The 22,707-nt window shown below is 57.0% G+C and carries 21 protein-coding genes; 9 read left to right on the top strand and 12 right to left on the bottom strand.

The window, feature by feature from the left end; all coding sequences use genetic code 11:
* Positions 1 to 17: 17 nt before the first annotated feature.
* The 8 genes from ACYVDM_RS21115 to ACYVDM_RS21080 form a co-directional block, all read right to left on the bottom strand.
* Positions 18 to 1,391 carry an FAD/NAD(P)-dependent oxidoreductase gene (locus ACYVDM_RS21115; RefSeq protein WP_415788537.1) on the bottom strand — a complete coding sequence of 458 codons (1,374 nt, stop codon included), beginning with the start codon at positions 1,389 to 1,391 and terminating at the stop codon, positions 18 to 20.
* Positions 1,388 to 1,765 (bottom strand): (2Fe-2S)-binding protein, encoded by a 378-nt coding sequence (locus tag ACYVDM_RS21110; RefSeq protein ID WP_415788535.1) that lies wholly within the window; start codon positions 1,763 to 1,765, stop codon positions 1,388 to 1,390. The genes ACYVDM_RS21115 and ACYVDM_RS21110 overlap by 4 nt, the downstream gene beginning before the upstream one ends.
* Positions 1,755 to 2,885: an NAD(P)/FAD-dependent oxidoreductase gene (locus ACYVDM_RS21105; RefSeq protein WP_415788533.1), complete on the bottom strand. Its 1,131-nt coding sequence runs from the start codon at positions 2,883 to 2,885 to the stop codon at positions 1,755 to 1,757. Before ACYVDM_RS21105 ends, ACYVDM_RS21110 begins: the two co-directional genes overlap by 11 nt.
* A gap of 111 nt (positions 2,886 to 2,996) precedes the next feature.
* Entirely contained in the window at positions 2,997 to 3,803 is an 807-nt protein-coding gene (locus tag ACYVDM_RS21100; protein ID WP_415788531.1) for an ABC transporter permease, read from the bottom strand.
* Positions 3,800 to 4,669 (bottom strand): ABC transporter permease, encoded by an 870-nt coding sequence (locus ACYVDM_RS21095; protein ID WP_415788529.1) that lies wholly within the window; start codon positions 4,667 to 4,669, stop codon positions 3,800 to 3,802. The genes ACYVDM_RS21100 and ACYVDM_RS21095 overlap by 4 nt, the downstream gene beginning before the upstream one ends.
* Positions 4,662 to 5,732, bottom strand: a complete 1,071-nt coding sequence (locus tag ACYVDM_RS21090) for an ABC transporter ATP-binding protein (RefSeq protein WP_415788527.1) — start codon at positions 5,730 to 5,732, stop codon at positions 4,662 to 4,664. The genes ACYVDM_RS21095 and ACYVDM_RS21090 overlap by 8 nt, the downstream gene beginning before the upstream one ends.
* Before the next feature lie 36 nt (positions 5,733 to 5,768).
* Positions 5,769 to 6,794 (bottom strand): ABC transporter substrate-binding protein, encoded by a 1,026-nt coding sequence (locus ACYVDM_RS21085; RefSeq protein WP_415788525.1) that lies wholly within the window; start codon positions 6,792 to 6,794, stop codon positions 5,769 to 5,771.
* Positions 6,795 to 7,041: 247 nt separating this feature from the next.
* Complete coding sequence (locus tag ACYVDM_RS21080) at positions 7,042 to 7,935, bottom strand: LysR family transcriptional regulator (protein ID WP_415788523.1); 894 nt, start codon at positions 7,933 to 7,935, stop codon at positions 7,042 to 7,044.
* A 138-nt stretch (positions 7,936 to 8,073) separates the two neighbouring features.
* Here ACYVDM_RS21080 and argH point away from each other — a divergent pair, with 138 nt between their 5' ends.
* Positions 8,074 to 9,603 carry an argininosuccinate lyase gene (gene argH / locus ACYVDM_RS21075; protein ID WP_415788521.1) on the top strand — a complete coding sequence of 510 codons (1,530 nt, stop codon included), beginning with the start codon at positions 8,074 to 8,076 and terminating at the stop codon, positions 9,601 to 9,603.
* Positions 9,604 to 9,762: 159 nt separating this feature from the next.
* On the top strand, positions 9,763 to 10,719 hold the full coding sequence (locus ACYVDM_RS21070; RefSeq protein ID WP_415788519.1) for a Bug family tripartite tricarboxylate transporter substrate binding protein: 957 nt from the start codon (positions 9,763 to 9,765) through the stop codon (positions 10,717 to 10,719).
* Between the two features lie 84 nt (positions 10,720 to 10,803).
* Here ACYVDM_RS21070 and ACYVDM_RS21065 read toward each other — a convergent pair whose 3' ends face one another.
* A complete protein-coding gene (locus ACYVDM_RS21065) occupies positions 10,804 to 11,700 on the bottom strand; it encodes a LysR family transcriptional regulator (RefSeq protein ID WP_415788517.1) in 897 nt (298 codons plus the stop codon).
* A 64-nt stretch (positions 11,701 to 11,764) separates the two neighbouring features.
* Here ACYVDM_RS21065 and ACYVDM_RS21060 point away from each other — a divergent pair, with 64 nt between their 5' ends.
* The 4 genes from ACYVDM_RS21060 (at position 11,765) to ACYVDM_RS21045 (ending at position 17,048) form a co-directional block, all read left to right on the top strand.
* Positions 11,765 to 12,979 carry a YbfB/YjiJ family MFS transporter gene (locus ACYVDM_RS21060; RefSeq protein WP_415788515.1) on the top strand — a complete coding sequence of 405 codons (1,215 nt, stop codon included), beginning with the start codon at positions 11,765 to 11,767 and terminating at the stop codon, positions 12,977 to 12,979.
* Between the two features lie 211 nt (positions 12,980 to 13,190).
* Entirely contained in the window at positions 13,191 to 14,201 is a 1,011-nt protein-coding gene (locus ACYVDM_RS21055; protein WP_415788513.1) for a Bug family tripartite tricarboxylate transporter substrate binding protein, read from the top strand.
* Between the two features lie 20 nt (positions 14,202 to 14,221).
* Entirely contained in the window at positions 14,222 to 15,958 is a 1,737-nt protein-coding gene (locus ACYVDM_RS21050) for an IlvD/Edd family dehydratase (RefSeq protein ID WP_415788510.1), read from the top strand.
* A gap of 112 nt (positions 15,959 to 16,070) precedes the next feature.
* Positions 16,071 to 17,048: an amidohydrolase family protein gene (locus ACYVDM_RS21045; RefSeq protein ID WP_415788508.1), complete on the top strand. Its 978-nt coding sequence runs from the start codon at positions 16,071 to 16,073 to the stop codon at positions 17,046 to 17,048.
* 86 nt (positions 17,049 to 17,134) lie between these two features.
* Here the strand turns inward: ACYVDM_RS21045 and ACYVDM_RS21040 are convergent, their stop codons facing one another.
* Positions 17,135 to 18,010 (bottom strand): LysR family transcriptional regulator, encoded by an 876-nt coding sequence (locus ACYVDM_RS21040; RefSeq protein WP_415788505.1) that lies wholly within the window; start codon positions 18,008 to 18,010, stop codon positions 17,135 to 17,137.
* Between the two features lie 136 nt (positions 18,011 to 18,146).
* On the opposite strand from ACYVDM_RS21040, the gene ACYVDM_RS21035 reads away from it, so the two are divergent.
* On the top strand, positions 18,147 to 19,136 hold the full coding sequence (locus ACYVDM_RS21035; protein ID WP_415788502.1) for a 2-hydroxyacid dehydrogenase: 990 nt from the start codon (positions 18,147 to 18,149) through the stop codon (positions 19,134 to 19,136).
* Positions 19,137 to 19,371: 235 nt separating this feature from the next.
* On the opposite strand, the gene ACYVDM_RS21030 is transcribed toward ACYVDM_RS21035, so the two are convergent.
* Both ACYVDM_RS21030 and ACYVDM_RS21025 read right to left on the bottom strand, forming a co-directional pair.
* Complete coding sequence (locus ACYVDM_RS21030; protein WP_415788500.1) at positions 19,372 to 19,788, bottom strand: DUF411 domain-containing protein; 417 nt, start codon at positions 19,786 to 19,788, stop codon at positions 19,372 to 19,374.
* A 61-nt stretch (positions 19,789 to 19,849) separates the two neighbouring features.
* On the bottom strand, positions 19,850 to 20,785 hold the full coding sequence (locus ACYVDM_RS21025) for a LysR substrate-binding domain-containing protein (RefSeq protein ID WP_415788498.1): 936 nt from the start codon (positions 20,783 to 20,785) through the stop codon (positions 19,850 to 19,852).
* Between the two features lie 122 nt (positions 20,786 to 20,907).
* Between ACYVDM_RS21025 and ACYVDM_RS21020 the strand changes: the two genes are divergently transcribed.
* Both ACYVDM_RS21020 and pcaD read left to right on the top strand, forming a co-directional pair.
* Positions 20,908 to 21,885 carry a Bug family tripartite tricarboxylate transporter substrate binding protein gene (locus ACYVDM_RS21020; protein WP_415788496.1) on the top strand — a complete coding sequence of 326 codons (978 nt, stop codon included), beginning with the start codon at positions 20,908 to 20,910 and terminating at the stop codon, positions 21,883 to 21,885.
* A 3-nt stretch (positions 21,886 to 21,888) separates the two neighbouring features.
* Positions 21,889 to 22,671 (top strand): 3-oxoadipate enol-lactonase, encoded by a 783-nt coding sequence (pcaD, locus tag ACYVDM_RS21015; protein WP_415788494.1) that lies wholly within the window; start codon positions 21,889 to 21,891, stop codon positions 22,669 to 22,671.
* Positions 22,672 to 22,707: the final 36 nt, after the last annotated feature.

The following is a 22,707-nucleotide window of genomic DNA, read 5'->3' as shown; positions in this document are numbered from 1 at the left end:
CTCTCCTGGTTAAAGCATTACTGGGCCAATTCGCCCAAGGTGATAGGTTTGATAGGTGGCCGAATTCGGTAGTAACCAATGTCCTGGGGATCTACTTTTCGGGCATCTGCAATCAGTTCGGTGACGGTCAGGCCGCACAATCGCCCCTGGCACGGGCCCATGCCACAACGCCCGAATGCCTTGGTCTGGTTCGGCCCGTGACAACCTAGCTCGACGTAATGGCGAATCTGCCCGGCAGTCACTTCCTCGCAACGGCACACAATCACGTCGTCTGCAGGCATGCGGTGAATGTCCAAAGGGCGATACAGCACATCCAGGAACGAGCGGATGGCGGTGAATTGTGTCAGCGCGTCACGTATGGGCAATGCCAGAGACTCTCGCAGCGACTCGGATAGACGATTCGCACGCAGGGCAACGTCCAAAGCCACCAACCTGCCCTGCTCAGCTGATGCCTTGGCGCCAACGATGCCCGCACTGTCGCCCGCGATGTAGCAGTTAGCACAGTCGGTCTTGCCCCATTCGTCCACGACGGGGGTCCAGCACAGCTGCTGTGAATCCCAACGATGGGCCAGCCGCATTGACAAGGACAATTGCGTATTGGGTACCACACCTTGGTGCAGCAATATCAGCGGAGATTCCACGCGTTGTGGTTGTCCGCCAATCTGGAACGTCAAGCCCTGGGCCCGCACATCACCCAACACACCCAGATGCGTCGCTCCCCGATAGACGGCCACCCCATGGCGTCGTATCGACCGTAACAACCCCAATCCTCTCTTCAGGTCGCGCCAACCTTTCAACGCCCCGTCCCAGTGTTTCAACGCTTCGCGATAGGCTTTCAACGGCGTGGTATCCACGATCGCCTTTATTGGTGCACCCGCCCGCAAGTATTGCCAGGCCAACAAATACAGCAGCGGTCCACAACCCGCCAGCACCGCAGGTTGGTCGGGCAGCGCGCCCGCGCTTTTCAGCAGGATCTGCGCGGCGCCCGCTGTCATCACCCCAGGCAGTGTCCATCCCGGGACTGGGAAGGGGCGTTCCATCGCGCCGCTGGCCAGTAGGATGTTGATGCCCTTCACCGTCGCGCTACGGCCGTCGGCCAGGTAGTGGACCGAACCGTCGCGCTCAACGCTCCACACCGCTGCCCCACGTAGGTGCTCCGCACCGCTGGCACCGAACGCACGTGTCAGGTTCTTTCCATAGCCATAATCATTGCCCAACAAATCGACTCGATCCGCCGGCGCGCTGTCGACCGCACGGTAGATCTGCCCGCCGGCGGCTGGCTGTTCGTCCAACAACATCACAGACAAGCCATAACGCCGCGCCTCGCAGGCCGCGGCCATGCCCGCAGGACCCGCCCCAATAATCACCAGGTCCACTTTCTGATCACTCATGGCCGCCCCTTTTTCACATCAAGCTGGGACACAGTCCCGAGTCCAACTACTTCCATTGAATTCCACACGGCCATATCCGCATCAGACGCGCCAGACTGCGTGCGTATCACCATCCCTTCGCGGACGCGAGTCATGCAGCTTTGTCGACTGGGAATTCCATCGATTTCGACCAAGCAATCAAAGCAAACGCCCATCATGCAATAGGGAGCCCGAGGCTTAGCGCCCACAGGTGTGGTCCGGAACGTTCGCACACCGTCAAGCAGCAAGGCCGCTGCCACGCTAATCTCTGCAGGCACTTTGCAGCGATTTCCGTCGAATTCAATAGTGACCGTCGCCTGGGACGCCCCAGATCGGAATAGCGTGTCAGTGGGCATGAGAAAAACTCCGTGTAGTGTCCAGAAACCGCTCGCCCTTAAAGGCATCGAGGCCTTGTGGCGCCTGTGCCAGGCCCGCCATCCAGGGACCCACCTCGAAAGCGTGCGTCGCGGCTAGCGACACCCCGCTATGGCTGGTCGCTACGAACGACCCTGGGTATGCGGACGATTCCTGATAAATAGGTAGGCCGTCGGGCGTCATAACACGCAGGGCTCCCCATGCCCGGACCAAGCGCGCGCGCGACAGCGCAGGAAAGGTTTCCACGCCACGCTTGGCGATCCATTCAATGGCAGATGCGGTGGTCCCATCGTCCAGGCCCACGTCTTCCACCGAATATCCCAGTTGCACCGTACCTTCGTTGGTCTGACGCGCCTTGTTTGTGGGATAAGGCAAAAAGGGCTTCAGACGCTCGGTAATCAATACTTGCCCACGATTGGGTAAGACAGGCGCGTGCAGCCCGATTTGCTTGGCCAATTCAAAATTTCCCAAGCCCGCTGCCAATGCCAACCGCCCTGCCCGCCAGCGGCCACCCTGCTTAGCGATCGCCTCGAATCCATACGGACCGGCTTTGATCGTGACCACATCGACACCCGACACCACCTGCGCACCACATCGCAGCAACCCGGCATGCAATGCATGCATCAGCATCAGCGGATTGGCGTGGCCGTCTAGCTTGCAATAGCTGCCACCCGCAACCTTCGGCCCTATGCCTGGCAGCCGCTGTTTCAACGCCGAATGATCCAACATCTCGAACGGGATGCCGCCCACCGTGCGGTCTATGCGCTCCAGTAATGCCTGACGCTCTTGTATCTCTTGTTCGGAGAACCCTATCCAGAATCCGCCAGGCTGTTGCAGCGCGGTGTCCACACCCGTCGATTCCAAAAGTTCCTCGGCGAGTTTCGGCCACAATTTTGCTGCGTCCCGGCTCCACTGCGCATAGCGTGGCAGCTTGTCGCCTTTGCTTTGGACCCAGACCAAACCAAAGTTTCCGCGGGATGCCCGATGCGCCACATCGCCTTGATCCAACAACACGACCTGCACGCCGCGTCTTGCTGCGCCGTAGGCAATTGATGCCCCGACCAATCCTCCACCAACCACCATAAACTGACCATCTTGCATGACTACTCCTCACCCAATTCGGACCACGAGTCTCGTTCGGGCACGAACGAACCCTGCGTCAGACGGGAGTCCGACGAAATCGGTAAAACGAAAAAAGATGAAAACGGGCTGCTAGCTCTTGCCGATCAGCACCTTATCCAGACCCACGATTCTGTCCAGCAGCACCATCAGCAGCAGCGTGCCAACGATCAACACGGTGGACGTCGACGCGATCAGCGGGTCGGTCATTTGAGAAATTCTGTTGTACATCGCCACAGGCAGCGTCGTCGTGCCCGGTGTTGCCACAAAAATGGTCATAGTGACCTCATCGAAACTTTGGATGAACGCCAACAGCCACCCTCCCGCCACGCCAGGCATGATCAACGGCAGCAGTACACGACGCACTGTCGTCAACCGCGCCGCGCCCAGCGACCGAGCCGCCAGCTCAGCTTCACGATCCAGTCCCACCAATGCAGCCAGCGTCAACCGCAGCGAATACGGTAGAACCACCACCGTATGCGTCAGCATCAGGGCCGTGAACGAGCCGCTGACTCCCGTTACCGAGAAAAACCGTAAAAACGCCACGCCCAGCACAATGTGCGGAATCATCAACGGTGACATCAGCAGCGCCATCAGGGCATCGCGCCCCATAAACCGGTACCGGGCAATCGCCACCGCGCAAGGTAGGGCCAGCGCTGCCGCAAGCGTTGCCGCGCCCAGTGCCAACCATAATGACAGCCAGAACGCACTGATAATGTCGGGCGCATCCCAGATCGCCACGAACCATTTAAACGACGCGCCGCTGAACGGCATCGCAAAATAGTCCTTGTCCGTGAAAGACACCAGGGCCACGACGACCAACGGAGCCAGGATGAAAGAAACCAGCAGCGTGTGGAATGTCAACGCCACCCAGCCATTCTTTACATTCGCGTCTTTCATGAGAATACCTGCTTGAATCGGCGCTCAACCAACCGGTTGCACCCCAGAATGATCACGATGTTCGCGACCAACAACAGCACTGCGATGGACGCCCCCAACGGCCAGTTCAACGAATTCAAAAATTCGTCGTACGTGACAGTCGCCACCACCTTCACACGTCGCCCGCCAATAATCGAAGGCGTCGCGAATGCAGAAGCCGCCAAGGCAAACACGATAATGCTGCCCGACAGCACACCAGGCAGCAGTTGCGGAAAGACCACCCGCAGAAACGACGTCCAGCGGCTAGCCCCCAATGATCTGCCCGCATGTTCGACCTGCGGATCCAGCTTTTGCAACGCGCTCCAGACCGCAATCACCATGAACGGCAGGAACACATGCGTCATGGCAATCACCACTCCCAAGGTCGAGAACAAGAACCGGATGGGCTCGTCAACGATTCCCAGCGCCTGCAGTACGGTATTGACCGGCCCGGAGTTGCCCAACAGGATCGACCAACCCAGCGACCGCACCACCACCGAAATCAGCAGTGGCCCCAAAATCACGATCAGGAACATCCCACGCCAGGGCGCGCGCATCCGGGCGAGAATCAGCGTCTCGGGCACGCCCAACAGCACGCACAACACCGTCACCCCTAACGCCAGACCACCTGTACGCAGAAATATCTCGTGGTAATAACCATCGCTAAAGATCTCCAGATAATTGGCCCAGGTGTAGGTCGTCTGAATTCCGCGCATGCCATCGAATGCATTGAAGGACAACACCCCTGTCAGTCCCAAAGGCACCACCAGCACCGCGACGAACAACAGCAACGAAGGCAAAAACAACGGCCACGGCGCCATCACGCCAGGCAAGCGGTTCTCAGGCATGCGTCACCTCGTCGCTGATCGCATGCAGATCCTCGTCCACCCAATCCAGACCCACCTGCTCGCCCTCGTTAGCCAAGGGCACGCGCACATTGGGAATGGTCAAATGCAGCAGGCCCAGTACCGTCTGAATCTCGTACAGCCAATAGCTACCCAGAAACAGGCGTGTCACCACCTGGCCATTCAGCTTTCCGCCACCAGACGCCACCAACTGCAAGCGCTCGGGCCGCAACGAAACCTTGATTTCACCTTGCACCAAACGACCCTGATGCAGGGCGCGGCATCGGAAAGTGCCTTTTTCCAGCCTCACAAAATCTCCGTCGTGCCCCGCCGCCTGACCAGAAAAAATATTGTTCTGCCCAAGGAAACTGGACGCAAAACCCGACGCGGGCCTGTCATACACCTCGAAAGGCGTGCCCAGCTGCGCGATTCGACCGTTGCTCATAACCGCAATACGATCACTCATCGTCATGGCCTCGACCTGATCGTGCGTCACCAGAATGGTGGTAATGCCCAAGCGCTTTTGCAGTGACCGCAATTCCACGTGCATCTCGCCTCGCAGCTTTGCGTCCAGATTGGACATGGGTTCATCCAGCAACAACACCTGCGGCCGAATAGCCAATGCACGAGCAATCGCCACCCGCTGACGCTGTCCACCGGACAGCTCCTTGGGATAACGCGCGCCTAGTCCATGCAAGCGCACCATCTCCAATGCCTCGGCAATGCGAGTCTTGGCCTGGGGCTTAGCCATCTTGCGCATCTCTAGTCCGAAGCCCACGTTTTCCTCGACAGTCATGTGAGGAAACAGCGCGTACCCCTGAAACACCAAACCCATGTCACGTTTTTCGGGCAGCAACTGCGTGATGTCCACGCCATTCAGATGAACCCGTCCCTCGGTTGGCGCCACGAACCCCGCAACCATCTGCAACGTCGTAGTCTTGCCACAGCCCGATGGCCCCAGTAGCGAAATGAACTCGCCCTGCTGCACATCCAGGCTTAACGACTTAACAACCTGCAGATCGGTGCCATAGACTTTGGACAGCCCCTGCAAAGAAAGAAAGCTCATAATCTAGCCCTAGTCCGTCAGTTAACAGCGACGCGATTAGCGCTCGATCGTGCGATTCCAGCGATTGGTCCACTCGGATCTATTTTGATTGATCACATCCCACTCCATGGGTACCAGCTTCGCCACCTGATCCTTGCCATACGGAACGTTCTGGGCAACCTCACCTTCCAGCTTCGTCTTGCTGTTCGTCGGTCCCCAGCCTTCTATAGCCAGCCATTTCTGTACCTGAGGCGACACTAGGAACTGAATGAACGCCTGCGACTCCTTGGGCGCGCTATTCTGCACCACCGGACACGCCGCCGTCACCAACGCGGCCGCGCCTTCTTCGGGATACACGAACTCAATCGGGAAGCCCGTTTTCTTTAACGCGTATGCACGGCCACTGCCCCAGACTGCCACGTCCACATCCCGGTTCTGGAACATCTCAGCCAGCTTGGCAGGTGACGACGACCAACTAAGCACGTTCGGCTCCAATTTGTCGGCAATCGCCTTGAAACCAGGTTCGATGTTGTTCTCGTCGCCGCCATTGATATGCGCGAACATCACCAGCGTATGGACACCGTAGGTGCCCGATAATGATGATGTTGTGAAGCGATCCATGAATTTTGGATCTGTCAGGTCATTCCAGGATTTGGGCGGCTGCCAGCCCTTTTTCTGAAACGTGTCCTTGTTGTAGGCTATGCCCGTCGCCACGAATCCAACGCCTACCGCATTGCCGCCGAACTTTGCCGCGTCGTACAAATCGCCATATACCGAGGCGTCTTCCAGTTTTTCGCAGTATCCGTACTGGATAGCTTGGTACATAGGACCATCGTCGACGATCACCACGTTCATCTCTTGCTTGCCGCGCTGTGCCTGCAACTTGGCGACCAGCGCGCTGGAAATACCAGGAACGTAGGTGATTTTGACCTTGTGCCCCGACTCGAACGCAGGAATGATTTTTTCCTGGAACATCTTTTGCGTGCTGCCGCCAGGCCCGCCAACGTAGAGATTAGTTTGTGCCGAGGTGGCCCCGCCGCAAGAAAGGAAAGCGACCAGACACGCTGCAGTGATAGGTTTCATGACTTTTCCCCGCTACGAAAGTTTTGTATTCGAGTCGAATAACCAACGCGTTACCGTAGCTATGTAACGTGTGAGAACTTTATCGATAGGGGTACAAGACGGTCAAATCAATATAAGGGCGTGGCGGATGCAGAATTGATATACGCGGGTTTACCCGGCAAGGATAGTTGGTTTCCCAACGCAAGTGCGCGCGGGCTAGCGTTTCGAAAACTATTTCCCGTTAATGACGTAGAGCCATAAGTACAAATCAACGACTGCCTGCAGCGTGACTCCAACAAACACGCTGGGCAATCTCGGCCACCATCATCCCGACACGGCCAACTGAGTCCACGTGATAGGACGCGACGTATTCATACGCTGGTAGCGAGGGAGCTCCTCGAATGATTTGGAGCGACTCCGCGTCGCGCGAAACGTTCACGCATGCTTCGCTGATGACACCTATACCCATACTGGCTTTAACAACGCCCAGCAGCGCTTCGGTTGAATTGGTGCAACTCAGTCGAACTGGCCATAGGCCATTATTGCGAAACAACTCTTCTAGCGAGCCGTAGGTAGCAGAATCCCTGGCATAAGTCATGATGCGATGCTGGGCTATGTCCGCCAACGCCATCGCTTCAGGAAAGTGAAGCGCTCGGCTGGCCACCCATTGTGTTTCGTAGCGTGCAAGCGGCAGATTGCGAACCCCCGCACTCAGGGTATTGCCCATGATGAGGGCCAGATCCAACTTTCCTCGTTCCAGCAAGCTTCGTAAACGTGGTGACGTGTCGACCATCAGCTCGGCCGTTAAATGAGGAAGATCACGTTCCATCTCTTTGAATAGGTCGACAATCCACGCATTAACGATCGTGCTGGTCGTGCCAATACGCACTCTCTGCAATTTTTTCTGCTCGCCCGAAGCCAATACTTTCAGTTCTGAGGAGGTATCGAGCAGATGTTCGGCAAGCTGCAATAGCTGCATGCCTTTAGGCGTCAGCTGCACATCGCCGCCACTGCGATCAATCAGTTCTACCCCAAGCTCCCGCTCCAGTGACGCAAGACGCATTGAAATTGCCGGTTGAGTGATATGTAGTCGATTGGCAGCCACTCGGAAATTTCGCAGTGTTGCGATCGACACGAAAGCCTCAACTTGTCGTAACTCCATGCCCCTTCCTCTCATCAGCGAAATTTATCGGAGTTTCCCATAAAAATGAATTGGACGAATGACCTCTCAAAAAATAAAGTCGATATGCAGGGAGTCCACTTACGAAGTGGATCAGGATTTTGCTGAGGAATCGTTTGCATGGAGAAAATTGTTGTGAGCAATAACGCCGAACCGCTTTCGCATGGCCGCACTCTGGCGGAGGCCCGGCTAGACTCAGCGCCTTCCGATTTAATGGTGAAGCTTTTTGAGCTGCCGCATTTGGAACGAGAACTGCTGCAGTTTCATGAATATCTTCAGGTCGACATCGCACACACAATCATGCTGGCCGAACAAAACATTCTTGAGCCAGAGCAAGCCCGGTTGATCTTGAGCACGCTGCAGGAAATCGCCGCAATGGGGCCCAAGCAGTTTCCGGTTGACCCGCGGCAAGGAAGCTTCTTACTCCAAGTAGAGAGCTATCTGTTCCATCAAATTGGAGAATCCGTTGGGGGGCGAATGCACACGGGCCGCAGCCGCCTGGATCAAGGCCCGACGGTCCGCCGACTCTACAAAAGACGTCTTTTGCTGGACGTGTTTGACCAGATCATAAGGCTTCAGGAAGTCATTCTTCGCCTTGCATCCAAACACGCCGACACGCTAATGCCGGGATATACATGCATGCAGCATGCTCATCCAACAACCTTCGGGCATTACCTGTTGTCCTTCAGCACAAAGATCTCGGACGATTTTGATCGGTTGCGCTGCGCATTTAGCCGACTCAATTTGAATCCTTTGGGGGCCGCCGGTCTGGCTGGAACAGCCTGGCCGATAAACCGGACGCGAACCACTGAGCTGCTGGCCTTCGACGGGATCGTCGTGAATTCGAAACTCGCACGGGAAGCCTATTACGCAGCCGAAGTGGCAGCGGCACTTTCTTTTGTCATGTCGACGTTAAATGACCTGGCAACGGATCTTCACCTTTGGTCGAGTCATGAGTTTTCTTTTGTGGAAACCGCTGATCAGTTTTGCGGCACGAGCTCCATCTTTCCGCAAAAAAAGAATCCGGCGGGATTGGAAGTGGTGAAGTTCGCTGCAGGCGCAGCCACGACCTGGTTGACAAATGCGTTGGCAACGTTCCGTGCCGAAGGTACCGGAGACGTTGTGATGCGGGAATTGCCTTTGCTTGATAATGCCTTTGCGGAAACGAATAGAAGCCTCCGACTCATGGCCGCCATGGTCGAAAGCCTGGCTGTGCACAAAAAGAATATGGCTCGCGCGGCAGACGCACATTGGTCCACTGCCACAAACTTGGCTGATCAGATCGTCAGGGGCGGCTCGCTGTCATTTCGAGAAGCTCACAGTCTTGTCGCTCGTCTGGTGCGCTTGTGCGTGGATAAAGAGGTTTCCGTCCGAGACGTTACCAGTGAGTTATTAAGCGATGCAGCGCGGATGCTTGGCATTCCTGGTCCTGGCTTATCGACAGAGGTTATTCGTAACAGCTTAGATGCCCGTGCTTTCGTCAACTCACGAACGTCTTTGGGGGGAACGGCCGCTGCCGAAATAGATTCACTCATCGAAACGGCCCGAACCGTGATAGGCGAACAGTATGAATGGCTTGCAGCGCGCCATAAGCAAGTCGAGACAGCCGCAGCATCGCGAAAAAATGCAGTCGCACGCTGGCTAGGCTAGATGCAAAAAGGGCGACTACTGATCGTTGGCAACTTGGAAATAATTGTTCGCTCATAGCTTGTTTATGAGCTATTCGCACCATGCATTCGCATGGCTAAAAAAATGCTGTCTGTTGTATGACAGCAGTGAATCGTTATATAGGCAAAACGGAGTGATTTGATGCTTAAGACAATCGCAACTATCTTCGCGTTGGCGCTTTCGTTCAACGCAAGTGCCCAAGACTATCCAAACAAACCGATCACATTAGTCGTCCCGTTCGCACCCGGAGGCACTGTGGATCTGATGGGTCGAATCATCGCAGAGCGATTGTCAGCCCACCTCGGCCAGCCTGTCATTGTGAACAACCGTGCGGGTGCAGGGGGCATCATTGGCACCGGTTACGTTGCAAAGGCCCCGGCTGATGGATATACCCTTTTAGTAGGGACCCAAGGGCAAGTATTGCAGCCATTACTCTACAAAAACCTGGATTTCGACAGCAATAAGGATTTTTTAACTGTAGCCACCTTTGCCTCCGTGCCTAACGTGTTGGCCGTATCCCTGAATACTCCTGCTAATACCATGAGTGAGTTTGTCGAGCATGCGAAATCCAATCCTGGCTCGATCAACATGGGCTCAGCCGGGGTAGGCTCAATCAATCACCTCGTTGGGGAGGTCTTTCAAGATCGCGCCAAGGTGAAATTGACGCATATCCCTTATAAAGGCGCCGCACCCGCGACGGCTGATCTGCTATCTGGTGAAGTCAACGCCTTATTTGTGAATCTGCCAAATGTAATGTCCTATGTATCGGCAGGCAAGATACGCTTGCTTGGCGTCGCATCAGAACAGCGAGCACCCTCCATCCCGGATGTTCCGACTTTCGCCGAAGGCGGAGTGAAGAACGCTGTTCTTGATTCATGGTACGGCGTCATGGTGTCGGCCAAGACCCCTGAACCGGTGGTAAAAAAGATTCAAGATGCCGTATTGGCCATGACACAAGAGCCGGATTTCACCGCAAAACTTGTCGAGCAGGGCGCTAGTCCTTTTGCAAATGATACCGCTGCTTCGGCCAAAATAATGGAAGATGAGCTGAAACTCTGGGCTCCCATCGTAAAGAAGCTGAATATTCAAATGGACTAGCTGTGAGCCGCTAGCGTGTCTGCAGCCCTTCCCGTCGAAGGACGGGTGGGCGCGCTACTGGCAATTTTTTTCCCATTGCCGGGCTTATTTTTTCCAATTTCCGCTTCCCTGCTCGACGTCTCCAATCTGTAAGCTATTGATCAGCCCTTCCAAGGCAAGAGAGGGGTGGCCGCGCCACACGAGATGAGTCCGATTGACGGAGAATCGCTTTGGCAACTTATGCTGACGCACCTGTTCTGTCGCTTGCAGGGCTACCAGTACGGACTTAGGCACAACCGCAAAGCCGGTCCCCGCAGCCACACAGGCAATCATGCCTTGATATGACCCGAATTCGAGAACACGCTCAGGCATCACGTTGTCATCGCCCAGCCAGTCTTCGAGCCTCTTTCGGTAGGAGCAGCCATGGGCAAAGGAAATCATCGTACTTCGCCCCAAATCGCTGGCTGTGGGAACATTTCGGGTCTGCTTAGACGTAATCAGAACCAACTCTTCGCGAAAGACAACCATCGACTCAAGCTCCGATGCGGTGAACGGCTCGGACACGAAAGCGGCTTCGATCTCGAAACTCATGACGCGATTGACAAGAGTGCCCGTAGTGCCGGTAATGAGCTCCACGACCACCCCAGGGTTCTCGATGTGGTAGCGGGAAAGAATAGGGGCTAGGCGACTGCCTGCCGTGCTCTCCAGAGAACCGAGGCGAAACACTCCTTGAGGTTTTCCTGTGCGCAGTTCATTGACTGCTTCGTCCGCCAGTCTGAGCAGCCGCACCGAATAGCCCAGAAGGGTCTGGCCTTCAGCCGAAAGGCTCAGCGTACGCCCTTGTCGGCGGAACAAACGTACGCCTAAGTATTCCTCCAGCGTCCGAATACGGGTCGTCACATTTGAGGGCACACGGTGCAGCTTCTCTGCTGCCCGAATCACGCCCCCTTCTTCCACGACTGTTCGGAAGATGGCCAAGGATTCCAAATCAATTGTTCTCATATAGAGAATGGTAATCCAAATTTATTCATTATTCATAAAGCCGCAAATAGACTTTAATCAGTCCATGTTGACTTCAATCCTTTCTCTCCGTGCTGAATCAGGTCGAGCCGCCGTGATGGTCTGTGTGGCAGCCATGATCTGCCTGGCGGTTGCCATGGGCGTAGGTCGTTTTGCCTTCACCCCACTTTTTCCCTTGATGGTCCGAGACGGCCTACTTAATAGTGAAGCTGGTGCGCTGCTCGCGGCCAGCAATTACCTCGGATACCTCGTGGGGGCTTTACTGGCCGCGCGAATCAAGGTGAAGCCCGCGACGATTCTTGCCATAGGATTGGTCAGCACCGTGGCGGTCACTGCGGCCGTGGGTTGGACCTCATCCGTTGCTTTTTGGGCGATCCTTCGGTTTATGGCAGGAGTGATGAGCGCCTGGACTTTGGTTGCCACAAGCGCATGGGGCTTGGGGTGGCTTGCCTTTTATGGGCGTCCTAATCTGGCTGGGGTCATTTTCGCGGGTGTCGGACTCGGCATTGCGGCAGCAGGCATGTTTTGTCTTATCGTCGCCGGGCCCGAAGTGTCATCGTTGAAGATGTGGGTCGAATTGGCGTTCCTCGCGGCAATAGCCGCGCTCATTCCATTAGCAGTAAGTTGGCAGTTGCCGGTGCCGACCCCGGTTCTCGACACACAGGCCTCAGCGCAGCAAAGACCCTCGCGCGATGCGGCTTCCAACACCGGCGGCCTGATTGCTTGCTATACCCTGTTCGGATTCGGCTACATCCTGCCGGCGACCTATCTGCCCGAGTTGGCCCGGCAACTGATTGATGACCCCCAAGTATTCGGTTGGGCTTGGCCTTTATTCGGGATCGCTGCGGCAGCGTCCACGGTGGTAGTAGCCTGGGGGTTGAAAAAAGCGAATCGGCTGAGCGTATGGATGGCTTCTCACATCTTTATGGCGATTGGCGTGGTGCTGCCCGGTATTTGGGCTTCGCTTGTCAGTGTGGTGATCGCAGCCTTGTTGGTGGGCGGCACTTTCATGGTGGTCACGATGCTTGGCATGCAAGAAGCCCGGGCCCGCGCTCACGGCAATGCCACGGTGATCTTGGGACGTATGACGGCGGGGTTCGCGTTTGGACAATTGATGGGTCCTGTTGCATCCGCTGCCATTGGCCATTTCACCGCCGATTACTCCACGGCGTTGAACGCTGCCTTGGCGCTGTCGGCGGCCGGCTTGCTGTTAAGCGCTTTATACCTGTGGCGAGAGGTACATCGCCACAATCTTCACTAAGAAGCAATGCAGCAGTAAGCCCCCCTCAAAGCCGACTTGCAATCGACCTCAGTATGCACAGCGAGCGATTGCACAGGTCTCTCGTAGCCCAGCCGCGCTACCCCCGCATATTTTTTTGAACGAACAAAAAGTTTTTTCTCTTACTCTGGGCGAGAGTTTGCGAACATGCATCGGTCATTTCGATGCCATAAAAACCCATAAGGAGACAACCATGTTCTGTAAACGCTCTGCCCCCAAGCGCCTGCACGCGATGGTTGCGGCCATCATGGCGGCCACAACATTTGTGATTCCTTTCAGCGCACAGGCACAGTCTGCGGATGGCTATCCCGAGAAACCGATCCGCTTGATCATCCCCTATCCGCCCGGAGGCGCGACCGATGTCATCGGGCGTATCGTGGGCCAGCACCTGAGCGAGAAAATCGGTGGCCAAGTCGTGATCGAGAACCGAGGCGGTGCCGGTGGCAATATCGGCGCAGCAGAGGTCGCCCGGGCCGAACCGGACGGTTACACGTTGCTGATGGGGGCCTTGACGTCGCATTCCGTCATGGCAACCCTGGAAAAAGACACCATCCAGTACGATCTGCGCAAAGACCTGACTCCCGTCGGGATTGTAGGTTTTGTACCGCTGGTCGCCGTGGTCAACCCCAAGCTGCCGATTCATTCACTGACCGAGTTGGTCGACTACGCCAAAAAGAATCCTGGCAAGCTCAATTTCGCCTCATCGGGCGCCGGCGCCCCCCAACGTATGGCCATGGAGCTTTTCAAGCAGATTGCGGGTGTAGATATCACGCACGTTGCCTATCGTGGCAGCGGCCCAGCCATGACCGATCTCGTGGGTGGCCAGGTGGAAACCATGACGGAAACCGTGCCCGCCGCGATTTCGTTCATCAAGTCCAAACAACTGCGTCCCCTTGCCGTGCTGACACCCGAGCGCATCTCGATATTGCCGGATATCCCCACGGCGGAAGAACAGGGGTTCAGCGGCTTTAACGTCAGTTCGCTTTTCGGAGTGATGGCTCCCGCGGGTACGCCGGCGCCTATCGTCGAGAAGCTCAACAAGGCGTTGACGACGGCTCTGGCCACGGACAAAGCCAAGGAACAATTGTTGGCACAAGGCGTTTTTGCCGATCCGCTTGATATCGATGCGTCGAAAAAACGGTTAAATGCCGAAATAGACCAGTGGGCCAAAGTCATTCACGACGGCGGAATTACCGTTAATTAACCAGAAGCGACTGAAGCAAGATGAGCAAAAAAAGCAGCGAATCCTCTCAGGATGAAGCCCGAGGCCTGCGCAAGGGCCTCACCAGCTACGGCGATAATGGGTTCTCGTTATTCCTGAGAAAGGCCTTTATCAAGGGCGCCGGTTATACAGACGGCGCGCTCGATCGCCCTGTGATCGGTATTGCCAACACGGGCAGCGCCTACAACCCCTGTCATGGCAATGCGCCGCAGCTCATCGAGGCCCTCAAGCGCGGCATCATGCTGGCGGGTGGGCTCCCGATGGATTTCCCGACGATCTCCATCCACGAGAGCTTTTCCTACCCGACCAGTATGTATCTGCGTAACCTCATGTCCATGGATACCGAGGAACTGATACGCGCGCAGCCGATGGATGCGGTGGTGCTTATCGGCGGATGCGACAAGACCGTGCCGGCTCAACTCATGGGAGCCGCTTCAGCCGATATTCCGACCATTCAACTGGTTACGGGATCAATGCTTACCGGTTCACATCGCTCCGAGCGGGTAGGCGCGTGTACCGACTGCCGCAGGTATTGGGGTAAGTACCGGGCCACCGAGATCGACGATCAGGAAATTTCCGACGTCAACAACCAGCTTGTGGCCAGCGTGGGAACCTGTTCGGTCATGGGAACGGCCAGCACCATGGCCTGTATTGCCGAAGCGCTGGGCATGACGGTGCCCGGTTGCGCGACGCCTCCGGCGGTGACGGCGGACCGGATGCGGATTGCGGAACTGACCGGCACGCAGGCCGTCGAGCTTGCCAAGCAACGGCTGAACATTTCAAAGATCCTGACGGCGGACGCATTCGAAAATGCCATGCGTGTGTTGCTGGCCATCGGCGGCTCGACCAACGGCATCATCCACCTGACGGCCATCGCCGGCCGGCTTGGCCTGGATCTCGATTTAAAGACGCTGGACCGCATGGGGCGTGACACGCCGGTGCTGGTGGACCTCAAACCGTCCGGCCAGCATTACATGGAAGACTTCCATAAAGCGGGGGGCATGGCCACGTTGCTGCGTGAACTCAAGCCGTTGCTCAAACTCGACGCGTTGACCGTAACCGGACGCACGCTTGGCGAGGAAATCGAACGCGCGGGGCCTGGATTCTCGCAAAGCGTGGTCAAGACGGTGCAGAATCCCATTTACCCGCAGGGAGGCATTGCCGTTCTGTCGGGCAACCTGGCACCGGAAGGCGCGATCATCAAGCAATCGTCGGCCGACGCCACGCTCATGGAGCATGAGGGGCGTGCCGTCGTATTTGAAAATGCCGAGGATCTCGCCGACCGGATCGACTCCCCTGAGCTGGACGTCACTGCCGAAGATATTCTTGTTCTGAAAAATATTGGCCCGAAGGGGGCACCTGGTATGCCGGAAGCGGGATATATCCCCATTCCGAAGAAACTTGCCTCGCAGGGCGTCAAGGACATTATCCGTATCTCGGACGGTCGCATGAGCGGCACGGCTTTCGGCACCATCGTTCTGCATGTCACACCCGAGGCGGCGATCGGGGGAACGCTTGCCTACGTCCGCAATGGCGACCGCATTCGCCTGAGCGTGAGCAACCGAGAGATTGCTTTACTGGTGTCTGACGAGGAACTCGATCGCCGTCGGCTCGAACAGCCGGTGACACCGCCCACTGCTGCTCGTGGTTACAAGAAACTCTTCCTTGACACCGTGACTCAGGCGGATAAAGGGGTGGATTTCGATTTTCTGCGCGGTGTACCGGATCAATCGAAATGAGGCGCGAACACCCGAACATGGTGGTGCGTGGCCGAGAGGACAGAATGAGGGGCTGTATGTAGTGCGTATGCCGTTTAGCGCACCTGCACTACGATAAAGAGGAGACATCAGCATGACTAACTTTAACGATAGGCGAGCGTGCTTGAAGACATTGAGTGCGTTGACAGTAGTTGCCGCGGGTGGTCTCGGTGCTAGCGGCTGCGCTCAGTCCAGCTTTAGGCGTACGACGCTGGCCGATCCGGTGAAATGGTCGACGGGTCTAGAGTTGCCAAAAACTCAAGTCCCTCCAAAGGCGACCGATTGCCATCATCACATTTATGATTCGCGTTATCCCTTCGCGCCTGAGGCGACGCTACGGCCCGGCGAGGCCACGGTAGCCGACTATCGTGCGCTGCAAAAACGCATTGGAACGAGCCGGAACGTGATCGTGCAGCCGTCCTCCTACGGGGTGGACAACCGCCTGCTGGTAGAGGCACTTGGGCAATTTGATGGTCAGGCGCGAGGTGTTGCCGTCGTAAATACCAAGGTCACAGACATCATGTTGCAGGAATTGCATCAAGCGGGCGTACGAGGTATTCGATTTAACCTGTCGCCTCCAGGCACGACGACGCTGGATATGGTCAAGCCACTGGCGGCGCGTGTGGCTAAACTGGGATGGCACGTGCAGATCAATGCCCCGGCCAACTATCTCCTGGAAAACCGTGCGACGTGGAGCGATTTGCCCTGTCCCGTCGTGTTCGATCATTTGGCCCATATCCCCAAACCCGATCCGTTGCAGAGCCCTGTTTTTGCTATGGTTCGCGAATTGCTGCAACAGGGGCGTGCCTATGTGAAGCTGTCGGGTTTTTACTTTGATTCTCAGGTAGGGGCGCCGTCATATTCGGATAACGTTCTGGTGGCGCGTACGTACGCACGCGAGGCTCCTGATCGTGTCGTTTGGGGTAGCGACTGGCCTCATCCTACCGAGCAACCCAACAACATTCCGAACGACGCGACGTTGCTGGATTTGTTTGCACAAGCCGTGCCAAATGAGGCCGCGCGCAACCATATTTTGGTCGACAACCCGGCTGTGCTCTATCAGTTTAATTGAGTGGCAGGGGGTAAAACACCTCAGGATAGGCCGATGTGCCTTGTGGCGCGTCGGCCAGTTGATCTGAAAATCAGCGGCAACGGTCCTTAATTTTGCACGCTAAAAATCGCCTTGGCATCTTCCAAAATCGACGCTGCCGTCTTGGCATGGTGGCCTTGTATGTTCCAGATTAAGCCGTTTCTGCGTACGGGGGCTCGTTCTGGCAAGGGGACGCGGGTGACATCCAGCGATTTCCACATCGACGACCAATCGGGGATCAGGGATACACCGAGCCCCTCGTGGACGAGCGAGACAATGGCCAGCAAGCCATCAATCTCCAGGCGCTGCTTTACCTGAATATGATGATCGCGCAGATAGCGGTCGGCTAGCTGGCCACCGTAGATGTTTCGGTCGTACCGGACAAACGGCTGTGTGGATAGCAGTTCATGGGCATCGCAACCCGCAAGATGCGTTGGCGCCACGACGACCAAGGGCTCTTCCATGAATGGCCGCCAGACACAGTTCTTGGGGATGGCGAATTGTGGCTCCACGACGATGGCGGCGTCGAGTTCACCATTAGTTACTTTGCTGCAGAGATTGACGGATCCACCTGGCGTCACAAATACGGACGCGTCGGGGTGTCGTTGATACAGGCGTTTGAGGATCGGGGGCAGTACGTTGGTCAGCGCGGAGACAAAGCAGCCAAGACGCAGTTCACCAGGCTGGTCGCCATCGACCGCAATCGCACGCAGATCGCGAATATTCCGGATAACGGCCTTGGAGCCTTCGAGAATCCGCATGCCACTGTCCGTCGGCTTGACGGAATGTCCGGAACGCTGCACCAGCTTTACGCCCAAATCCCCTTCCAGCGCCTTGATGCGCGCAGCGATGGCGGCTGGCGTCAGATCTAGCTTTCGTGCTGCTTCGGCGAATGAGCCCGCTTCGACGACAGCGACGAAACTTTGTATGTACTTTATGTCCATGATGCTAGGCCCGATCGTACTGAAAACAAAAAAAATTATGTGTGAAATATGACATGAGCGGCTTCGGGCTCTGCGGCAACTGTTTCATACTTATGGTCCTGACCAGCACTATGCTACAACGCTCCTGCTTTGATCCATGACAACCCACTCGTTTTCTGGAACAGCCCAACCTAGGGAAAACCACGACTTCACCAGCCGCGAGCTTCCACCGTTACTAAAGATTGGTGTATTTCCGCCATTAGTAGACAAGCAGATCCGGTCGATATTTACGCTGCTCGATGAGCAGGAACTCGATCAAAATCCGTCACAAGCAACAAAGATCGGCGGCATCATCACCCGCTCGAACTATCGGATTTCCACCGAGCTGATCGACCGTTTGCCAAATTTGCGCATCATCACGACCAACGGCGTTGGCTACGACGGTATTCCCGTCGACTACGCCAGGCAGAAAAATATCGTTGTCACCAATACGCCCGATGTCTTGAACAAAGCGGTGGCTGAACTGGCGATAGGCCTATTGCTTGCCCTGCTGCGTCGTATCCCGGTCGCCGACCAGTTTGTGCGTACCGGCGCCTGGGCGCAGTCACCATTCCCGCTGGGAACCAACTTGGCGGGCAAGAAAATAGGAATCGTCGGGCTGGGACGTATCGGCAAAGAAATCGTTCAGCGGTTGGTGCCTTTCGATGTAGACGTGAGCTATTACGGACGGCGCAGCCAGGACGTGCCATGGACGCATTTTGATTCGTTGGTGGCCATGGCGACTCACGTTGACGTGATGACTCTGTCGTGCCCGGGCGGTAAAGCGACGCATCATCTCGTTGACGCTGCCATACTAAAAGCCCTGGGCGCCAGTGGAGTCATCGTCAATATCGCGCGTGGCACAGTGATCAGTGAGACGGATCTATGCCAGGCATTGGAAGCAGGCACCATCCAGGGAGCCGCGCTCGACGTGTTCGAGTCGGAACCTCTGGACGATAGCCCATTGCGGCGTTTCTCAAATGTGATTTTGTCGCCGCATATCGGCAGTGCAACCGTCGAAACACGACGCCAGATGGCGGAGCTGGCGATACAGAACCTGGTTTCTTTTTTTCAGACAGGCAAAGCGATCACGCCGGTCGTGGCATAACACGAACGGCCACCGCGCCGCACCATTCGAACGAGCGACGACGGCAACTTGGCGATAGCGACTGCGGGCAATAGATTAAGAAAGCCGTTTCTGCAATTGCACTGCCCCTTAAAATTGAATACCTGTTCCAACCGTTGGGGTGCAGTTCACCAATGCAGCGCGGTTTTTTGTTTTGTGCACATTAACGCATCGACGATGATGGATTGCACTATCCATTCGTGCCCCTCTACGAACACTAATCCCTGGAAAATGGCTTGCCGTTAAAGTCGACGGTAACCAGATTCCCGTCCAACTCTCCCATCCCTGGAGAGTTGGACGGCATACCAGGCGCCGCAACACCTCTGACAGACGAATCTGCCAAGAGCTTACGCACCGCATTCGCAGGTACATGACCCTCGATAACCTGCCCGGTGCCCTCCACAACACCCGTATGGCACGAACCGAGCGCCACCGGCACGCCAAGCTTCTGCTTGATCGTGGCCATTTCGGCCGTCTTGATCGCCTTTACTTCAAAACCGGCGTCACGCATATGTTCGACCCAACCAGAACAGCAGCCACAATTGGGGTCCTGGTAGGCGGTGATGGCGTGGTCCTCTGCGTGCGCAAAGAACGATACGGCTGTCAGGGCAACAACGGTGAACCAGCGTTTCATGAACAAAGCTCCATAATTGAATGAGGTGACGACGCGTCAACAAGTGTAGCCAGGCAATGCCCTAGCTTCGCGGGTTAGGTGCTGATTTCCCGCGCGACCACTCCAGATGGTCGCGGGCCGACGATTTCGCTACGCCCCGCACAATTGAAGCAAACGCCGCTACGGCCGGCGCGCGTGGCTGGCCGTCCACCCAGATCAGGCCGGGCATGCGCGTCATCGTGGGCGCTTCCAGGGGGATTGCGTACAAGCCGTCGCGACCGCGCCAGGCGCTGCGCGAGACAATGGCTGCGAGCGCCGTCTGCTCGACCAGCGCGAGGATCGCGGCAAGCGACACCATCTCGATCACCACGAACGGCTGTGCTCCCACTGCCGTGAAAGCCTCGTCGATCTGCTGGCGCGTGGTGAACTTGCGCGGCGGCAGGACCAGCTCGCGCCGATGTAGTTCGGCCATGCGCACGCGCCGGCGACGCGCAAAAGCGTGCCGCTCGCCCACGACCAATATCATTTCCTCGGTATACAGCGGCTCGAACACAATGCCTTCCAGCACCAGCGGCCGATAAGCCAGGACAAGATCGAGCCGCTGCGCCCGCAGGCCCGAAATCAATTCATCACCAGTCTCTTCTTCTACCAGGATGTGTACCGAAGGGTGATCCTCCGTGAACTGCGCAATGCAGCGCGGCACGACTTCCATATTCAGCGTGGGTGTCGTGCCGATCCTCAATTCACCCGACAGGTCTTTATTGAGGGTATTCATCAACGCGATGCCATTGTCGATCTCGGCCAGTGCATTGATTGCCTTGGTCAAGAACAGTTCGCCGGCAGCGGTGATGGTGACTCGCCGGTCGGATCGGTCGAACAGGCGTTGGCCCAATTCGTCTTCGAGCTGGCTGATCTGATGCGAAAGCGTCGACTGGGTCACGTGTACCTGAGCGGCTGCCTGCGTGAAATTCAGGCGTTCGGCCAAGGCTAGGAAATACCGCAAATGTCTCAATTCCATGCCGTGAGCGTCCCGCTATCGATGAGGTCGATAGAGCCGAACGAAATTCGTCATTTGCCGCCCCAGGGGCCGCTCCCTATCATGGTTCATCATAAAAATTTCGCAGAAAAAAGGACAGAGACATGCAAGCGTTACTGGGCCGCGCCGCAGCGCTGGGACTGAGCCTGGGACTACTGGCCGCAGGGCCCGCCCAGGGCACCGGATACCCTGATCGTGCCGTGACCATTGTGGTGCCGGCCGCGCCCGGAGGCGGCGGCGATTTCACCGCCCGGTTGCTGGCCGACGGCCTGACCGCAGCGCTTAGCCAGAGCGTCATTGTGGAAAACCGGGCCGGCGCCAGCGGCAACATCGCCGCTCAATATGTAGCACGAAGCCAACCGGACGGCTACACCTTGTTATTGGCGTATTCCGGGACTCACGTCGTCAACCCGGTTCTGTTTGACAAGCTGCAGTGGGATCCCATCAAGAGTTTCGCGCCGGTCGCGCTGACCATCACCGCTCCGCAAGTCATCGTGGTCAACAACGACCTGCCCGTCACAACCCTGAAAGCGCTGGTCGACTACGCCAGACAACACCCCGGGGAAATCAACTACGCATCGTCGGGGGTCGGCACGATGCAGCACATTGGCGCCGAGCTATTGGGGCTGCGCACTGGCACGCAGATGACCCACGTCCCGTACAAGGGCGCGGGTGCGGCGATGACGGATTTGCTGTCGGGCCAGATCGGCCTGTTGGTCACCACGCCGCCGGCCGTGGTCGGGTACCTGCGCTCAGGCTCGCTGCGAGCGCTCGCGATCGCCAGCAAGCGGCGTCATCCGATGCTGCCCGACGTGCCCACGACGGCGGAAGCCGGCGTCCCTGATGTCGAACTTGACGCCTGGTTTGCACTTTATGCCCCGATCGGCACGCCGCAAGCGGCGATCGATCGCTTGGCGGCGGCTGTCAAGACGGTCGTAGAAAGCGACAACTTCAAGCAGCGCGCAGAGCAGGCGGGAACCTATGCGACTTTCATGGGACCGGACGAACTCGGCGACTTTACCCGCTCGGAACTGAAATACTGGTCGGATGCCATCGGGCAGACCGGAATCAAGGTGGAGTAAGCCATGCCTTTTCACCATACCGCCGGCATTCGGCTCTTTTACCGCCTGGACGGCCATCCCGACCGCCCTCTGCTGGTATTGGGCAATTCGCTCGGCACTGATGTGTTCATGTGGGAACCCCAGATGGAGGCGCTCACGGCCCATTATCGGGTGCTGCGCATCGATACCCGGGGGCACGGCGCCAGCGACGTCAAGCAAGGCGACGCCCGTATCGAAGACTTGGCGCGCGACATACTGGACGTGGTCGATGCCCTGCAAGCCAGTCAGTTCGCATTCTGCGGACTGTCGCTAGGAGCCATGGTTGGGCAATGGCTAGGTATCCACGAACCCGCGCACCTCAGCAAACTCGTGCTGTCGAACGCATCGGCGCATCTTCCCCCGCGCGAATCCTGGTCGGACCGCATCACCCTGGTCCGGCGCGAAGGCATGGCCAACCTGACGGATGCCGTGATGGCGCGGTTCTTTTCACAAGACTACCGCGACAGAGACGAGCCGTTCTTTCACTCGATGCGCACCAGCTTTGCCTCGATGCAGGCCGAAGGCTATGCCGCCTGTTGCGCCGCTGTGCGTGATGCCGATTTCCGTGCACACCTGCCGCACATCGCCGTGCCCACGCTGGTGATTGCCGGGGCGCTGGATACAGCCACCCCTGCCGACGCTCACGGGCAGCCGCTGCGCGAGGGCATCCCCGATGCCCGGTGGGCGCTGCTGCAGGCGGGGCATATTGCCAATGTCGAACAGCCGGAAGCTTTCAACCGTGCTGTTCTGGATTTTCTGCGCGGCTGATGAAGCCGTTGCATCCCTTCCCTTTTTCACCAACGA

This window comes from Bordetella tumulicola (assembly GCF_054779135.1).
The sequence above is the reverse complement of the archived record's forward strand: the minus strand, read 5'-3'. Positions and strand labels throughout refer to the sequence as shown.

Bases quoted from the DNA above. Each gene is read 5' to 3' on its own strand.
- ACYVDM_RS21050 (WP_415788510.1), top strand. From the start codon at position 14,222: ATGAGCAAAAAAAGCAGCGAATCCTCTCAGGATGAAGCCCGAGGCCTG.
- ACYVDM_RS21095 (WP_415788529.1), bottom strand. From the start codon at position 4,669: ATGCCTGAGAACCGCTTGCCTGGCGTGATGGCGCCGTGGCCGTTGTTT.
- ACYVDM_RS21025 (WP_415788498.1), bottom strand. From the start codon at position 20,785: ATGGAATTGAGACATTTGCGGTATTTCCTAGCCTTGGCCGAACGCCTG.
- ACYVDM_RS21035 (WP_415788502.1), top strand. From the start codon at position 18,147: ATGACAACCCACTCGTTTTCTGGAACAGCCCAACCTAGGGAAAACCAC.
- ACYVDM_RS21065 (WP_415788517.1), bottom strand. From the start codon at position 11,700: ATGAGAACAATTGATTTGGAATCCTTGGCCATCTTCCGAACAGTCGTG.
- ACYVDM_RS21030 (WP_415788500.1), bottom strand. From the start codon at position 19,788: ATGAAACGCTGGTTCACCGTTGTTGCCCTGACAGCCGTATCGTTCTTT.
- ACYVDM_RS21020 (WP_415788496.1), top strand. From the start codon at position 20,908: ATGCAAGCGTTACTGGGCCGCGCCGCAGCGCTGGGACTGAGCCTGGGA.
- ACYVDM_RS21085 (WP_415788525.1), bottom strand. From the start codon at position 6,794: ATGAAACCTATCACTGCAGCGTGTCTGGTCGCTTTCCTTTCTTGCGGC.
- ACYVDM_RS21080 (WP_415788523.1), bottom strand. From the start codon at position 7,935: ATGGAGTTACGACAAGTTGAGGCTTTCGTGTCGATCGCAACACTGCGA.
- argH (WP_415788521.1), top strand. From the start codon at position 8,074: ATGGAGAAAATTGTTGTGAGCAATAACGCCGAACCGCTTTCGCATGGC.
- ACYVDM_RS21055 (WP_415788513.1), top strand. From the start codon at position 13,191: ATGTTCTGTAAACGCTCTGCCCCCAAGCGCCTGCACGCGATGGTTGCG.
- ACYVDM_RS21045 (WP_415788508.1), top strand. From the start codon at position 16,071: ATGACTAACTTTAACGATAGGCGAGCGTGCTTGAAGACATTGAGTGCG.
- ACYVDM_RS21115 (WP_415788537.1), bottom strand. From the start codon at position 1,391: ATGAGTGATCAGAAAGTGGACCTGGTGATTATTGGGGCGGGTCCTGCG.
- ACYVDM_RS21105 (WP_415788533.1), bottom strand. From the start codon at position 2,885: ATGCAAGATGGTCAGTTTATGGTGGTTGGTGGAGGATTGGTCGGGGCA.
- ACYVDM_RS21060 (WP_415788515.1), top strand. From the start codon at position 11,765: ATGTTGACTTCAATCCTTTCTCTCCGTGCTGAATCAGGTCGAGCCGCC.
- ACYVDM_RS21090 (WP_415788527.1), bottom strand. From the start codon at position 5,732: ATGAGCTTTCTTTCTTTGCAGGGGCTGTCCAAAGTCTATGGCACCGAT.
- ACYVDM_RS21100 (WP_415788531.1), bottom strand. From the start codon at position 3,803: ATGAAAGACGCGAATGTAAAGAATGGCTGGGTGGCGTTGACATTCCAC.
- ACYVDM_RS21070 (WP_415788519.1), top strand. From the start codon at position 9,763: ATGCTTAAGACAATCGCAACTATCTTCGCGTTGGCGCTTTCGTTCAAC.
- ACYVDM_RS21040 (WP_415788505.1), bottom strand. From the start codon at position 18,010: ATGGACATAAAGTACATACAAAGTTTCGTCGCTGTCGTCGAAGCGGGC.
- pcaD (WP_415788494.1), top strand. From the start codon at position 21,889: ATGCCTTTTCACCATACCGCCGGCATTCGGCTCTTTTACCGCCTGGAC.
- ACYVDM_RS21110 (WP_415788535.1), bottom strand. From the start codon at position 1,765: ATGCCCACTGACACGCTATTCCGATCTGGGGCGTCCCAGGCGACGGTC.